Origin of the sequence: Rhizobium sp. PRIMUS64 (assembly GCF_023006465.1) — a bacterium.
GTDB classification, from domain to species: Bacteria; Pseudomonadota; Alphaproteobacteria; order Rhizobiales; family Rhizobiaceae; genus Rhizobium; species Rhizobium leguminosarum.
This window is the reverse complement of sequence record NZ_JALBGX010000167.1, coordinates 1-13189: the sequence shown is the minus strand read 5'-3', so window position 1 is coordinate 13189 and position 13189 is coordinate 1. Positions and strand designations below refer to the sequence as shown.

The window sequence follows — 13189 nt, the reverse complement described above, 5'->3', positions numbered from 1 at the left end:
GACAAACAACGTCATCATCCTCCTCAAGCGAGGTCAAACGACCGCTGAGTATCGCCGGCGAGGGCCGGTTATTTCGGAACTCTTCTGTAAAAAACGTAGTCGAGAAATTTCAAGTAAGCAACTGATTTTTGTGATTATTTAGCGTTTTGAATCGTATGACAATTACCGCAGGTGCGAAGTAATAAATGATGTACGTTCGTCCGACCCCATCATCGAAAGCCCGCCGACGGCTTTACTGGCGATATTGCAGGTCGCCACTGAGCGCAGGTGCCAGGCCGGCTGGACCAAAGAGTCCTATTCCGCTCCCACGTAGTTTCCGGACGGGCGCGATATCCCTGAGGGCTTCAGAAGTACCTGATCACCGTATAACCAGCGATATATCCGAGTGGGAACATTGCCGCTACAGCCAGGTCGATAGTTCGACGTCATGGCAATGACGCTGGTTACTAGCCCGGCTGCAATTCCAGCCGCGAGGACAGCTGGAAGGGCATCCGCCGCGAACGGGCCTGGGCCATCCCCTGATCCTATAGAAAAGAAATAAACAACAATCATTGCGACGGTTGCCGCCATAAGCGTCCACCCCTGTCGCCAGAACGCAAGCGCGACGAAGCCGACGATGTACGGCAAAACAAAAAGGATAAAGAACAACATACCCTACCAACTTGCTATTTCGGAGAATAAGACCCCTCGCGCTGCGGTGCCAGCAGAGCGTCGCGAACAACGATGACCGCGTTCGGCGGCCAGGAAACATTAACCCGTCGCCTTTCAGGAGCGGCCATTGTGGTCGCTCGCGAAGCGCCGATCATTCGGCTGATTTTCCGGACCAGAAGGAGGCGGCCGATGTCCAAAGTATTCGAGGTTTTAAAACGGCTCGATGATGCGAACGTCCACTATTTCATCGGGAGATATCGTACTGACACGATAGACGACATGCTCCCGCCTGCCAAATGGAAGGTGACTTTCATCGCCCACTGCCAATCAATCTCCACCGAACCCGCCGGTCGTCGTGTGGGACGAGCTGCCACCGAACGAACTGGTGGTCGACGAATCGTCGAAGCCGCCAAAGCCACCGGAAGAACTGGAGGACGAGCTGCCACCAAAGCCACCACCGAAATCGCCCGACGATGGTGTCGGACGCGGTCGAGGCGGGTCGCGGTGCGCATCGTTCAGCTGCCCAATGACGCTCGCGTCCGTCATCATGTCGCGAAGGAAGGCGTCCGCGAGCGTGCCAACGTTAACACCGCTGAACGTATGACCAGTCGCGTGCCAGTTATTGTGGTCGATCTCACTTTCGATGCGGCGCAGACCTTCAAGCTTGCTCTCGCACGAAGAGAGATTGCGCTTCTCGTCGTCGATCTGGCTGTCGCGGGTTGCGACCTCAGAGGCGATTGCCTGGATGCGTGAAACCGTCGCGTCGTCTTCAGTTGAAGGCGTCTGCTCTGCCATCGCACGCATCTTCGACTGGAAATCCGGCTTTGCCAGCAAGTCTGCAAAATTCGAGATGATCGACTTCAGGTCGGCGTCCTCAGCGAGTGCGGCGTCGGCCAGGAACTGATTGATCGTAGCAAGTGCATCGGCGTGGCTCTTACCGCTGTCGATTGCCTGCTGCCGCTGTTCCTTCAGAGTTTCCAGCTCATCGCGCTTCGGCTTGGTGACGTCGAAATATTCTGCTTCCAGTACATCATACTGGGCCTGCAGTTTCTCATGCTCCGGCTTGCGAGCCGCAATGCGATCTTCGATCATACCCGGCCGGGCAACGAGGAAATCGTAGTCGGCAGCCTGAACGACATAGTTGAAGCTGTTGGCAAGCCGACGATCAAGCATCCGCGTGATCGGAAGGAGACCTCCCTTGTAATCCGGCGTGCCGAACTTGCGCTTATGCAGGTAGACGAACAGTTCGTCCTTTTCGAACGCAAGGCGCTTTTCAGCCAGCTCTTCGTTGGCAGCCTGTAGCGCACGATTCATGTCGCCATGAGCCTGCGAGGCGGCCGCCAGATCAACATAGATCGGCTTGACCCGCTCGTCAGCCATGAAGCGCTCACGGATCGCGGCTTCTTCGCTTTCAATTTCGGCGGTGAGGGCATTGATCTTCTCGTCGAGGATCGCGACCTGCTTCTTCGAGACACTGATCAGCCGGGTGCGTTCGCCGACCTCTTCCTTCTTGGAGGCCACCTTGGCTTTCCGCTCGTCAAGGGCCTGTTCGACGGTAGCCGGGAGGGCGACACCTGCGGAAACGTGGAATGCCGCCAACTTTTTGAAGAGCCCAGACTGCTCGCGAAGTAGCTTGTCGACTTCGCCCTGCAAGCCGAGAATTTTCTCGGAAATGTTGCGACGGTCACGCTCGACATCGTCACGGATGCTGCTGAACTGGCGGTAAACGTCATATCCTGAGATCATGGTCGATCTCCCTACCAGTGCGTGATCGTCTGATTGTCGATGGCGTCAAGGGTCCAGTTCACATCGAGCGAGCCCTTGGGTTTCGTTCCGGCACGGTCGTCGTCGATGATCTTGTCATCGGAGTAATCGTCCAGAACTTTGGTGTATTGGCGCTTGGAAACCCGAATACCCCAGTAGGGAACCGTCTCAGCAATGCCGTCCTCCTTGTTACCAACTTCGACTGGAACGGGCTTTCCGCCGACAAGTGCTTCGACAACAAGATACCAGCGGGTGCCATCCCGCTCGACACCGGCTCGCACGCCACGACGATTGACGATCCTAATCTTGGCTTCGTTCTGAACGTAGGTGACGAGGTTCTTGTATGACGTCATAGCCTGACGCATCTGCTGACCGTCGCCATCCTCGGCCGCTTCCGTGATCAACGAAAGTCGACGGGTCAGCGTGGTACGAGCGCCATCGTCGAGAGGGTTGCCCGAATTAACATAACGAGACAGGGACGCGTCCGCATCAGCAACGAAGTTCGCCGCTTCACCAGTAAGCTGCTTTTGCGCCTGGACCTGTCGAAGATGACTTTCAATCACCCCGATAGCCGCGATAGCTTGCTGCGCACCTTCGACATTCTTCGCAGCAATCGCGCCGAGACCTTCGGTATTGCGGCTTTCGATGTCGGTGACAGCCTGATTGTCGGAGACCGCCACAGCAAGTGCCTTGGCCGAAGTGTAGGCGGCCTGAAGTTGGCTTGGCTGAATCGCAAGCTTGGCTGCCACCTGCTGTACCCGTTGTTCCTTCCAACGCATCGACGTTTCGATAGTGCCAATTTGACGGATTGCCGTTTCAGCACCCGCAACGTTGCGAGCGATGATGGCAGCCAGCGCCTCTGTATTTCGGCTATCGATGTCAGCCTTGGCCTGAACATCCGACACGCGGTCTGCGGCGACGGTTGCCGACGACACTGCCGCCTTCAATTCGGCTGGGAGCCGAACGGTGAGCGCAGTTTCAAGCTCGCGAGCCGCCGCTTCCTTTGCCGCCGCTTCGCGGGCGATGGCCGCCTCACGCGGTTTGATCACGAACTGATCGTAGCCAACGTTGTACGCTACCGTACCGACCACCAGGACAGCCGCCGCAATGGCCGTATTGCGGAGATACCGGCCGCGACGCACGTAAGCCGTCGCCGCGAGCCGGTTAGCCCCGGATTTCATCGGCGTGAACGTGAAACGCCGCTCTTCATATTGCTCCACGGCAGATTCGATGACGTCATCTTTGACGACGACGCCCTCCTTGGCCTTCTGCTCCTTGAGGCGCTGGATGAGGGCCTTCCGGCGTTCACCGGCCCCCAATTCAAAGTCAACCACCCGGTCGCTGGCTCGAATATCGTCGATGATGTTGGAAACACCCAACATGTCGCCGAAGGAAGGGCTCGCGCCCGATGCTGACGAAGCTGCCATGGATATTACCCGTTACGCTGCGATTTTGTTCGCCGTTGCCGCATAGCGACGCTTGACGTCCTCGACCGACGCGCGAATTTCGTCCGCGTTCTGACTAGCTTCCGCGCGGCTCTGTTCGATGAGCTTGGCGTTTTCTTCGTCTTCGACGAGAAGCGCTTCGGCCAGCGTCTTGACGACATCAGCGTCGATGGTCTTTCCGTAGCCACTCCTGATTGCCTTGGCGTTCACCTCGCCGGAAACATCCGCGAGATCGGAAAGCGACTTATTGATGCCGCCGGTCATGGAGTCCAGGGCATTGGTCCCCTCGGCCAGACCGATGGTGGCGTTGTAGTTCGCCTTCAGCGAAGCAAGCGTCGAACGGTTGGCGGCATAGAAGCTGACAGAGCGCTTATAGATGCGGTCCTTGAGCTTGCTGGTGCCTTCCAGCTTCTTCATGGTAACTTCTGTGATGTTGTAGGCGATCATCAGGTTGTCGGCGAGGTCCTTGCCGATATCAAACTGACCTTCGGCCTTTGACCGAGCGTCGTTGGCGCTGTCGCGAGCGATCTGCAGACTGACCTTGGTCGCCTCATCAGCAGCCTGGGCATCATCAACAGCCTTCTGCGCAGTTTCCGCCTTTTCCTTGGCCGCGTTCCAGGTCGCTTCCAGGTTCGCCTTGATCGCGAGCGCCGCGACCTGCGACTGGCCGAGTGCGCCACGGAACAGCTGGTAGGCTTCGAGAATTTCCTTTTCACCCTTCAGCTGGGCAGCAAGAGTCGTCGTGACCTGCTCGAAACGATCTTCGATCTTTGAGAAACGGTCGGCGATGTCGCCCTGGGTCGCTTCCTTGAAGAAGCCGGTGATCTTGCCCCAGATGGATTCATTGCCATCGGCTGCATCAAGCACAGCTTTTTTGGCGTCGGCGCGGATGGAGTCGAAGGCTGCCGTGATTTCCTTATAGTCGTCGCCGACGGCGATGCCGGAAATCTTCTGGACGACCAGGTCGTCGAAAGCCTCCTGCTCAGACAGCGTGCGTGCGATGAAATAGGCAAGGTCCGGATCCGCGTCCTTGATCTCTTCGATGATCGACACGATAGCCTGCGGCTTGCGAACGTCACCACGCAGACCGAGCGACTTCACAATGTCGATAGCCTGCTGCAGCTTTTCGCCGCCTTCCTTCAGAACCGTGGCAACGGCCGTGCTTGCAGTCGCCACGATGGCGTTCCCTTGCGCGGTCAGATCGGTCATGCTGTCCTCCTTCTCCGTGGACGAAATCTCGTCTTGGTGAATATCTAATGCAACAATAACTTGTTCGCAATTACCGGTTTCCCGTGCTTGATATCGCCACGGCGCCGACGTCGCCAAACAAGCGACCTCCCGTTGTCTGATAGGGTCTGATCAGCTCTGCAGCTTGCTCGATGATGTAGTTGTTATTCATGTGGGCAGGTTAGCATCCCCAATCATTTCACTAGGTATCGATGATATCTTTCGTGTGCGGCTAGTAAGCAGCTCCAACTTGATCTGCCGTCGGGTCTCAATCGACTCCACACGCTTTCCGAGTGCCGGGGTTGACAGACCCTCAGAGGCTCCTCCTTTCCCAGAAGTTGCGCCGATATTGATGATTATATAACCTTAGATTGAGCGTATCTCAGGGATTTCATTCGGAGAACGTTATGAACGACCTCTTTTTGTCTTCCGATTTCATCCAAGCAAATCGCGTTATAAAGCTTACGTCACCGTTGGGTGACGACCAGCTCCTACCGGAGAGGATGTCGGTCGAGGAAGGGGTAAATCAACTTTTCGAGATAAAGCTCGTCGTTCGTGCCAAACGTGAAGTGGTGAAGCCGGAAGAGCTGATTGGCAACCTGGTGACCGTCGACGTCGAGATCGCCGAAGGCCTTCGACGGCCCTTCAACGGCCTCGTTACAAGGCTCTGAAGGTCCGCCAGTAACGCGGGGCCTACGGTCCTATACGCTGACCATACGCCCGCAGATGTGGCTGCTCTCGCGCCGTTCAGATTGCCGCATCGGGATGGACAAGACTGCAATCGAAGTGTTGCAAGCGCTTTTCTCTGAGCATGGCCTGCCCTCGCCCGATGTTTACAGTGTGTCAGCCACACCACCGCAGCACTACTCAGTCCAGTGGAATGAGACCGACCTGGACTACGTGCTTCGCCGTTTCGAAGAGAGATCCGGCGCCTTCTCGGCCTTCCAAACTGCAGGATCGCATATGCCGACGCTATTGGCATCTTGCCTGTCGTTCACACTTTCGAAGCCCGCACTCCGCGCTTCGTATTCGAACAGAACGCCGCCGATCAAGATCGAGGCGGTTAGGACAAGAAAGGCGATCCAGCACGCTTCAATTTGGACGTCCTTCGGCTCGGCACGAACAGAGACGTGAGCAGTTCCAGCCCATGTAAATGGTGGCAAACCAACCTAGAAAGGCAAATGCCGTGCTCATTCAATTTCTCATCAAGCCGAAGGCACCGCCCTCAATGTCTAGCTCCTTCGCATTGATGCCGATTCCCGCGTAGACCAAATAGCGAAATCGACCGGGTGAATGGGACCCCTTTGAACAGACTGCGGCTCCCCATATCGTTGTCCAAACAACGACATCTGTGAGCGTGGCCGAGACAACCTTGATCGTGGCAGCGAGCGCTGGCTAAGGGCTTTTCACGCAATAACAAAATCTTGATCGACAACGACAGTTATCAGGACGCCTCATCGGCCCTACTTGCCAGGATTATACGGACACATTGGACAGTAAGGGGTGGGGAGATGCTTCAAACTCGCAAACTACCGGCAGCCATGGCAGCCGTCTTCATCATTACCGTGTCGGCGTCGTCGTGTACCACGAGCTCAAACGATTCGGTGCAGACGGGTTCGGTCGGCTATACCGCTCAGAGTGCAGACTTTGCCCTTCGGCCTGCCTGCCGCGATGGATTCGGCAATGATCGTCCGTGCAGCTACTAGCGCTGGAAAATGAGAAGTCTGATTGCCGCGATGGTTCGTCTGTGGGGATGGCCAGTATCACACGACTTCGTCCGGCGGCATCATGCCCGATCGGCGCACAATTCTAATAGCTACAAGAGCGGCCATCGCTCGGCCTGAACCCACCCCCACACGCCGGATTAAGCGGCTGACGCTCATAATAACCGCCATAACCGCCGCCGATCGACGATGTCTGGTCGAGATTTCCGGACGAAGTGCAAGCCGAAGTGATCGTGGCAAGGCTGATCAGCGTTCCGGTCGCGATAAATGCGAAAAATCGGTTCATCTGAGCTTCTCCTCGGAGGGGCACGGCTTTAGCCGAAGTTTGCAATCTACCACGCCATCACGAGGGTATGCGAGGACTTATAGGGGCTGAGCGGCCTCGGCGGCCGCTTCTAACGCCAATGTGATCGTTTTTCAGGCCCACTGCCTCAAGCCATGCACTGTCGCATAACTGTCATGTAAAATTGCCCATTGTGATAGCAGCTTGCGCAAAATATATGCTGCCAGCTAACAAAAAAAAGAATGAGTAAACTGCCATGAGTGCCATACATAAACTTTTCCACCGCAATCTCCTGACCCGCTTCGTTGCTGGTCTCGGCGCGGTTCCCCAGCGTATTCGCGACGCACGCGAAGAGCGCAAGCCCGCCATCCATCCATCCTTCATGGACGATTTCGGCGCCTGAAGCGCGTAGCGAACTTTTAAGTTCGCTTACCGCGCTTTCGCCTTTGGTTTCGCGCATGTCTCTATCGCGAAACCGCTCCACACATTTGCGTGACATGCTTTGGACATCCAAGGCATCCGCTCGCCGCCGGGTTAGGTAATGACCTCATCCCGGCTGGCGCGCATGCTCAGTTGACTACGGGTGCGGCCGGTTCGCCCCAGCTGGAGATAGGCTGGCCGGCCTTGGTCGCCACCCTGACGTCATAGAGCGCGAGTGAAGCCTGGAGCTGCCGCATATCGTTGCAGCGGTTGATGATGCCGCCGATATACTGCACGCAGTCGCTGGCACTGCCCTGCACCGAGCCCGTGGCCCAATCCTTGACGATCCCGTCGGCGCCCACCAGGAAATAGGAAAGCCGGTTGTTCTGCGAAATCGTGGAACTGCCGACCAGGCCGGCGAAATTCGTCCCGGTCTCGGTCTGGGCGCCGGGCGCCATATGCCGGTAGATCGTCATGCCGTTCTTCAATGGCGTCGCGCCGATCATCGGCCCGAAGGTTGCGTCGGAGCCTGAAAGCCGCGCCATCGCCGACTGGCCAAGATTGGCGACCTCCGCATAGGGTTTGCCCAGCGCATAGCTGGTGTAAGAGCGGTTGGCAGCATTCTCCGCCTTTTCCGCCACCTGAGAGCACCCCGCCAGGCCGATGGCGAGGCCGATCGAGAGAATTACCATGAAACGCATGCTGCCCCCTTGCCGGCCGCAGCAGCGCGGCCGCCGTTTGTTCCTTAACCCGCCGTATTTGCTATCAGGTTTGCAGGATTTGAGAAGCGGTCGCGCCAGAGCAGCATTGTTTGCTACAGCTTTACCGGCGTGCCGTGTGAGCCCGCTCTGCCCTGCCCGGCCAGGGCAGAGGGGGGCGGTCACAGCCGACGGTCATGATCAAGCCACGGCGGAAAATTCCTTGCGGAACCAGATCCGGTCGACAGGCCGGCCTCCCGCGTGCCCGCTGATCCTGCCGAATTCGACATATCCGAGCTTCGGGTAAAAATCCGGGGCCTGGGTCGAGAGCGTGTCGACGCAGGCCGCGACCGCGGCGCGGCGACGCCCTTCTTCTTCGGCCGCCGCCATCAATTTCGTGCCGATGCCGCCCAGCCGCAGCGATTTTGCGACCCACAGATTACCGATGAAAAGAACCGAGAGGGAAACGGACGCCGTTATTCCGGCGATAAGCCCTCCGTTCTCTCGCCAAACGATGGCAAAAGCCTCGCGTCTGATCTCAGCGCTCTCGTTGAAGGCGTTCAGGCCGTCGGATATCGCGGTGGCGATCTCGGACGGGACGGGATCGAGCGTTTCGAACATTGCTTCCTCGTCGTCGATGGTCGCCATATGATAGCGAGCCGTCGGTTCCGGTCCAGCCGTTTCGGCTCTTGAGAGTTGGCGGACGTCCTGCAGGTTCAGGCTCCGATACTGGCATCCCTGACATTTTTTTCTCGCTACACATGCGCCTGTCTTTTCCGCCGTAATAGCTTCACAATCAACCGACAGAAAGCTCTTCCGGGAAACGACAACCAAGGAATGAAAACATGGCGCCGATCTATACCAGAACAGTCCTGATGACCGCCCTTTTGGCGCTGCCGCTGGCCGCCGCAGCGCCCGCCTTCGCGCAGGAGATGAAGCCGCGCGAGCCGGTGATTTCGGTGACCGGCGATGGCGAATCGTCCGTCGCTCCCGATATGGCCATCGTCAATTTCGCCGTCGTCAAACAGGCGAAAACCGCCCGCGAAGCGCTCGACGAGAACAACAAGGCGATGAACGACGTGCTTGCCGCGCTGAAGAGCGGCGGCATCGCCGAGCGCGACCTCCAGACCTCCGGCTTTTCCATCCAGCCGCAATACAATTATCCGCAGCCGGTCGACGGCCAGCAGCAGCAGCCGCAGCTGATCGGCTACCAGACCATCAATTCGGTCACCGTCCGGCTGCGCGATCTCGCCAAGCTCGGCGCGGTGATCGACCAGTCCGTCAGCCTCGGCATCAACCAGGGCGGCGACATCCAGTTCACCAATGACAAGCCGGATGCCGCCATCGAAGAGGCGCGCAAGGATGCCGTCGCCGAAGCCGTCAAAAAGGCGAAGACGCTGAGCGAAGCCGCCGGCGTCAAGCTCGGCCGCATCATCGAGATCAACGAGAATGTGCCTCGCGCAATGCCGCAGCCGGTCTATCGCGCTACGATGATGAAGGAGGCCTCCGACGCTGCCGTTCCCGTCCAGAGCGGCGAGAACAATTACAATGTCAGCGTCACCGTGACCTTCGCCATCGAGCAGTAAAATGAAAGCGCCGCGCGTCTTTTCAGGCGCACGGCGCTCAAACTGCTGTCAAAGTCTACCGACTTCCTGCTGATTGAGACACGCAACATCTCGGCTCTGGAGATCGGCGAGACCAGCCCCTCATCCGGCTGCCGCCACCAGCCGGATGAGGGGCAGCCATTGGCGCCAACCGGACAGCCGTGGCACAAGACCCACGATGATGCCGGAGGAAAGAGCGCAGTCAAACTGAGCGCACAAAGAAAACCGCCCTTGCCGATCCGGGGAGACTGGCAAAGGCGGTTGTGGCCGCCGCATCGGGGAGACGAGGCGGTATTCGACCTTGATATCAGCGGCGCAGAGCGGGGCAACCGCGCACATTGCCGAAGCTCATCTCATCGGGGCCGCGACGGGTCCAACCCTGGACGATCACGCGGCGCGGCGTGATGTCGACGACGCGGGCGCGGCGGAAGCCGTAATCGCGAGCGAGGTTTTCGGCGAGCTGCGGATTGCAGCCGCGCGACGGACGGCCATAGCCCGGAAGCGGACGGTCATAACCCGGAGACGGACGGTCATAACCCGGAGGCGGACGGCGATAGTCCTGCGGCGGACCCCGGTCCGGCTCGCCAATAATGATATTCAACTGGGCGGCGGCAGGCGCCACCGTGCCGGCCAGGGTACCGGCTGTCAGCATGACGGCAAGACCCGCCTTTGCCAGAAACTGCATCATCGAAAAACCTTTCGTTTGAAAGTCGGGCCGGTCAAGCCGCCCTCCCCATTCGTCCGCATTACGCCGAAGCGTCATTTGGGAATCACTCATACAGGTCAGAGAAGAGACGGCTGAAAGTGTCAGCGTCAAGGCAAAAACGGGGCGGCAAGCACCACATGGGCGCTTGCCGCGGAGTCCTCAGCGCCGGATCAGCGGGCAGCCGCGGACATTCGCGAAGGTAATCCTGTCCCAGCCGCGGCGTTCGCGCCCCGCGACGACAACGACCCGCGGCGACATGCGGGTGATGCGGGCATCTCGCAGGCCGAAATCACGCGCCTTGCGCACCGCATGCATCGGCGAGCAGCCGCGTATCGGACGATGGTATTGCGCCTCGACGATAAAGCTCGTCTGCGGCCCTGCGGCGGCGGCCGTGGAAACTGTGGCCGGAATGGTGCAGAGGGCGAGCAAAGCGGCAAGCGAAGCCTTAGTCAGGAAATGCGTCATGGGGTGTCTCCGTCGATTGGTATTACCTAAGGTCTCCCTTCAGGGATTGTCTCGACAGTAACCGCCGCAAACTGAACGGTGTTCGAACCGGGCATTCAGTTTGCATTCACAAGAATGAATCCGGTTTCAGGTGCTGAGATGCAGCACGATTTCGCGCCGGTGCGGCCGGTCGCGATGTTCGTAGAGATAGATACCCTGCCAGGTGCCAAGCATCAGCCGCCCCCTGGCGACGGGAATGCCGATCGAGACCTGCGTCAGCGCCGCCTTGATATGCGCCGGCATGTCGTCCGGCCCCTCGGCCCGATGCACGACCCAGCCCATCGAGGGATCGGAGGCCGGCGGCACGATGCGGCGGAAGAAGGAGAGAAGATCGGTGCGCACGTCGGGATCGGCATTTTCCTGGATCAGCAGCGAACAGGAAGTGTGGCGCACAAAGACAGTGAGAAGCCCCTCCTCCCGCCCTGATGCGTTGACGAAAGCGCTCGCCTGGTCGGTGAATTCGTAAAGGCCCTGTCCGCGTGTGGACAAGGTGAGGATCGTCTGGGGCAAGGCGCTCTCCCGTCTTGGAATAACATCTCCCGGGAGTTGGCGCGCCGTGACGACCAAGTCAATGCTTGCCTCAAGCAAGTCTACACGCGCCCTGGCAAGGCGGCATCAGAGCTTGAGCATCATCTCGAAGCCGCCATAGATCATCCGCTTGCCGTCGAACGGCATCTGCCATTGGTCGCCCTTGAGCCTCGGATCGTCCATCACCTTGGCATTGATATCGTCGCGTTCCTGCCGGGACCGGTAGACGATCCAGGAAAACACCACCACCTCGTCCTCCTTGGCCTGCACGGCACGGGGAAAGGAGGTCAGCTCGCCATAGGGCACGTCGTCGCCGATGCATTCGACATATTCGAGCGCGCCATATTCCTTCCAGATCGAGCCGGCGAAGGTCGAGAATTCTTTGTAAGCATCGACATTCTCTTTCGGCACCGCCACGATGAAACCGTCGACATAGGACATTGCGCTTCTCCTCCACCTGCCCTCGTTAGCGGGAGAGATAGGAGATCGGTCGGGCAGGTCCAGGGATGAAGTGCGCGGCAGCGACGGGCAATCAGGGCCCGTTCACCAGCTTGAGGATGAGCTGCTGGATATTGCCGCCGTCACCCATTTCGATCTTGTCGAAGTCACGGCCGCGCTGGCGCTGCCTGCCGGAAATCTCGCCGAGGCGGCGGGTCAGTTCGATCCGGATCTTCTTGCAATCGGGATCATCGGCAACGGTGAGGCCGATGCTCGTCGCCTCGATTTCCTTGACCATCTCCTTGATGGTCTCGCCATGCACCCGCTCATGGGCCTGCACGCCTGATATGAAGGCCTGCCAGCTGCTCTTGACGGCGGCCGGCAGCTCGGCCGCCGGCTTCGGCAGCGTATAGGTGATGATCAGCTTCGGCCGGTTGGTCGTGATCACGCAGGCGTTTCCCTGCGGTTCGTATTTCCGGGTCCAGGTCAACTTGAACGTCGTATGCGCGATCACCCGGCCCACACCGGCTTCAGGCCCTCGCGCCCCAATCGATTCATAGAGCTCAGCGCCCGTTTTGCCTGATATCGAATAAGGCCGCACCTCTTCCACCGCCTGCCACTCAGCCAGCGCCATAGCCGGCACCGACGCGAAAACTGCCGCCAGCACACAGGATAGAAAATTGGTCGTCACGCGCGGCTCCGCCGAATGATATTTGGGGCGAACCTAACGGCAGCGGTCGCCGCTTTCAACGCGTCATGCATGCGCTAGCCCTGCAGCGTCTTGACCTTGGTGAGATCGGGGAAGAGCCGCATCCACAGGAGCACGACGACGATCGTGCCGAGGCCGCCGACAACGCCAGTGGCGACGGGCCCGAGGGCAGCCGCCATCATGCCGGATTCGAATTCGCCGAGCTGGTTGGAGGTGCCGATGAACAGCGAGTTGACGGCACTGACGCGGCCACGCATCTCGTCCGGCGTCAAAAGCTGCACCAGCGAGCTGCGCACGACGACGCTCACCGTGTCGGACGCGCCGACGACGAGCAGCGCTACGACGGAAAGCGCGATATTGGTGGAGAGCGAGAAGACGATGGTGGCGACGCCGAACACGGCGACAGCGGCAAGCATCTTGCGCCCGACATTGCTCTCGAGCGGCCGACGGGCAAGCACGATCGACATGACGAGCGCGCCGACCGCGGG

Annotated in this window: 14 protein-coding genes and 2 pseudogenes; 4 read left to right on the top strand and 12 right to left on the bottom strand. The window is 59.0% G+C overall.

What is annotated here, in order from left to right:
• Window positions 1–978 precede the first annotated feature (978 nt).
• The 3 genes from MOV76_RS34870 to MOV76_RS34860 are packed head-to-tail and all read right to left on the bottom strand — an operon-like array spanning window position 979 to window position 5069.
• Complete coding sequence (locus MOV76_RS34870; protein WP_047618400.1) at window positions 979–2397, bottom strand: hypothetical protein; 1419 nt, start codon at window positions 2395–2397, stop codon at window positions 979–981.
• Between the two features lie 11 nt (window positions 2398–2408).
• Complete coding sequence (locus MOV76_RS34865; protein WP_193443523.1) at window positions 2409–3842, bottom strand: DUF6384 family protein; 1434 nt, start codon at window positions 3840–3842, stop codon at window positions 2409–2411.
• 12 nt (window positions 3843–3854) lie between these two features.
• Window positions 3855–5069, bottom strand: coding sequence for a hypothetical protein (locus MOV76_RS34860; protein WP_210067760.1), 1215 nt, complete (start codon window positions 5067–5069; stop codon window positions 3855–3857).
• Window positions 5070–5494: 425 nt separating this feature from the next.
• Here MOV76_RS34860 and MOV76_RS34855 point away from each other — a divergent pair.
• Window positions 5495–6050: pseudogene (locus tag MOV76_RS34855) on the top strand (contractile injection system protein, VgrG/Pvc8 family); the annotation flags it as partial.
• Window positions 6051–6598: 548 nt separating this feature from the next.
• Window positions 6599–6793, top strand: coding sequence for a hypothetical protein (locus MOV76_RS34850; RefSeq protein WP_247266244.1), 195 nt, complete (start codon window positions 6599–6601; stop codon window positions 6791–6793).
• 103 nt (window positions 6794–6896) lie between these two features.
• Here MOV76_RS34850 and MOV76_RS34845 read toward each other — a convergent pair whose 3' ends face one another.
• The gene (locus MOV76_RS34845; RefSeq protein WP_131704341.1) at window positions 6897–7097 is read right to left on the bottom strand and encodes a hypothetical protein; all 201 of its coding nucleotides are present in this window, start codon (window positions 7095–7097) and stop codon (window positions 6897–6899) included.
• A 253-nt stretch (window positions 7098–7350) separates the two neighbouring features.
• On the opposite strand from MOV76_RS34845, the gene MOV76_RS34840 reads away from it, so the two are divergent.
• Window positions 7351–7497 carry a hypothetical protein gene (locus MOV76_RS34840; RefSeq protein WP_164902606.1) on the top strand — a complete coding sequence of 49 codons (147 nt, stop codon included), beginning with the start codon at window positions 7351–7353 and terminating at the stop codon, window positions 7495–7497.
• Between the two features lie 166 nt (window positions 7498–7663).
• Here MOV76_RS34840 and MOV76_RS34835 read toward each other — a convergent pair whose 3' ends face one another.
• Both MOV76_RS34835 and MOV76_RS34830 read right to left on the bottom strand, forming a co-directional pair.
• Window positions 7664–8215: a hypothetical protein gene (locus MOV76_RS34835; protein WP_247266243.1), complete on the bottom strand. Its 552-nt coding sequence runs from the start codon at window positions 8213–8215 to the stop codon at window positions 7664–7666.
• A 198-nt stretch (window positions 8216–8413) separates the two neighbouring features.
• A complete protein-coding gene (locus tag MOV76_RS34830; protein ID WP_247266242.1) occupies window positions 8414–8860 on the bottom strand; it encodes a GNAT family N-acetyltransferase in 447 nt (148 codons plus the stop codon).
• Window positions 8861–9057: 197 nt separating this feature from the next.
• Between MOV76_RS34830 and MOV76_RS34825 the strand changes: the two genes are divergently transcribed.
• Window positions 9058–9798 (top strand): SIMPL domain-containing protein, encoded by a 741-nt coding sequence (locus MOV76_RS34825; protein WP_018242956.1) that lies wholly within the window; start codon window positions 9058–9060, stop codon window positions 9796–9798.
• 325 nt (window positions 9799–10123) lie between these two features.
• On the opposite strand, the gene MOV76_RS34820 is transcribed toward MOV76_RS34825, so the two are convergent.
• From MOV76_RS34820 to MOV76_RS34795, 6 genes and pseudogenes are all read right to left on the bottom strand, one after another.
• The gene (locus MOV76_RS34820) at window positions 10124–10504 is read right to left on the bottom strand and encodes a hypothetical protein (RefSeq protein ID WP_028732889.1); all 381 of its coding nucleotides are present in this window, start codon (window positions 10502–10504) and stop codon (window positions 10124–10126) included.
• A gap of 177 nt (window positions 10505–10681) precedes the next feature.
• Complete coding sequence (locus MOV76_RS34815) at window positions 10682–10987, bottom strand: hypothetical protein (RefSeq protein WP_064245031.1); 306 nt, start codon at window positions 10985–10987, stop codon at window positions 10682–10684.
• Between the two features lie 126 nt (window positions 10988–11113).
• Window positions 11114–11536: a secondary thiamine-phosphate synthase enzyme YjbQ gene (locus tag MOV76_RS34810; protein ID WP_247266241.1), complete on the bottom strand. Its 423-nt coding sequence runs from the start codon at window positions 11534–11536 to the stop codon at window positions 11114–11116.
• A gap of 105 nt (window positions 11537–11641) precedes the next feature.
• Complete coding sequence (locus MOV76_RS34805; RefSeq protein ID WP_018242960.1) at window positions 11642–11995, bottom strand: DUF1428 domain-containing protein; 354 nt, start codon at window positions 11993–11995, stop codon at window positions 11642–11644.
• A gap of 91 nt (window positions 11996–12086) precedes the next feature.
• A complete protein-coding gene (locus MOV76_RS34800) occupies window positions 12087–12683 on the bottom strand; it encodes a DUF922 domain-containing Zn-dependent protease (protein WP_247266240.1) in 597 nt (198 codons plus the stop codon).
• A 74-nt stretch (window positions 12684–12757) separates the two neighbouring features.
• A pseudogene (locus MOV76_RS34795) lies at window positions 12758–13189 on the bottom strand (MFS transporter); the annotation flags it as partial.

Bases quoted from the DNA above. Each gene is read 5' to 3' on its own strand.
- MOV76_RS34840 (WP_164902606.1), top strand. From the start codon at position 7,351: ATGAGTGCCATACATAAACTTTTCCACCGCAATCTCCTGACCCGCTTC.
- MOV76_RS34805 (WP_018242960.1), bottom strand. From the start codon at position 11,995: ATGTCCTATGTCGACGGTTTCATCGTGGCGGTGCCGAAAGAGAATGTC.
- MOV76_RS34865 (WP_193443523.1), bottom strand. From the start codon at position 3,842: ATGGCAGCTTCGTCAGCATCGGGCGCGAGCCCTTCCTTCGGCGACATG.
- MOV76_RS34825 (WP_018242956.1), top strand. From the start codon at position 9,058: ATGGCGCCGATCTATACCAGAACAGTCCTGATGACCGCCCTTTTGGCG.
- MOV76_RS34870 (WP_047618400.1), bottom strand. From the start codon at position 2,397: ATGATCTCAGGATATGACGTTTACCGCCAGTTCAGCAGCATCCGTGAC.
- MOV76_RS34815 (WP_064245031.1), bottom strand. From the start codon at position 10,987: ATGACGCATTTCCTGACTAAGGCTTCGCTTGCCGCTTTGCTCGCCCTC.
- MOV76_RS34835 (WP_247266243.1), bottom strand. From the start codon at position 8,215: ATGCGTTTCATGGTAATTCTCTCGATCGGCCTCGCCATCGGCCTGGCG.
- MOV76_RS34850 (WP_247266244.1), top strand. From the start codon at position 6,599: ATGCTTCAAACTCGCAAACTACCGGCAGCCATGGCAGCCGTCTTCATC.
- MOV76_RS34820 (WP_028732889.1), bottom strand. From the start codon at position 10,504: ATGATGCAGTTTCTGGCAAAGGCGGGTCTTGCCGTCATGCTGACAGCC.
- MOV76_RS34830 (WP_247266242.1), bottom strand. From the start codon at position 8,860: ATGGCGACCATCGACGACGAGGAAGCAATGTTCGAAACGCTCGATCCC.
- MOV76_RS34860 (WP_210067760.1), bottom strand. From the start codon at position 5,069: ATGACCGATCTGACCGCGCAAGGGAACGCCATCGTGGCGACTGCAAGC.
- MOV76_RS34845 (WP_131704341.1), bottom strand. From the start codon at position 7,097: ATGAACCGATTTTTCGCATTTATCGCGACCGGAACGCTGATCAGCCTT.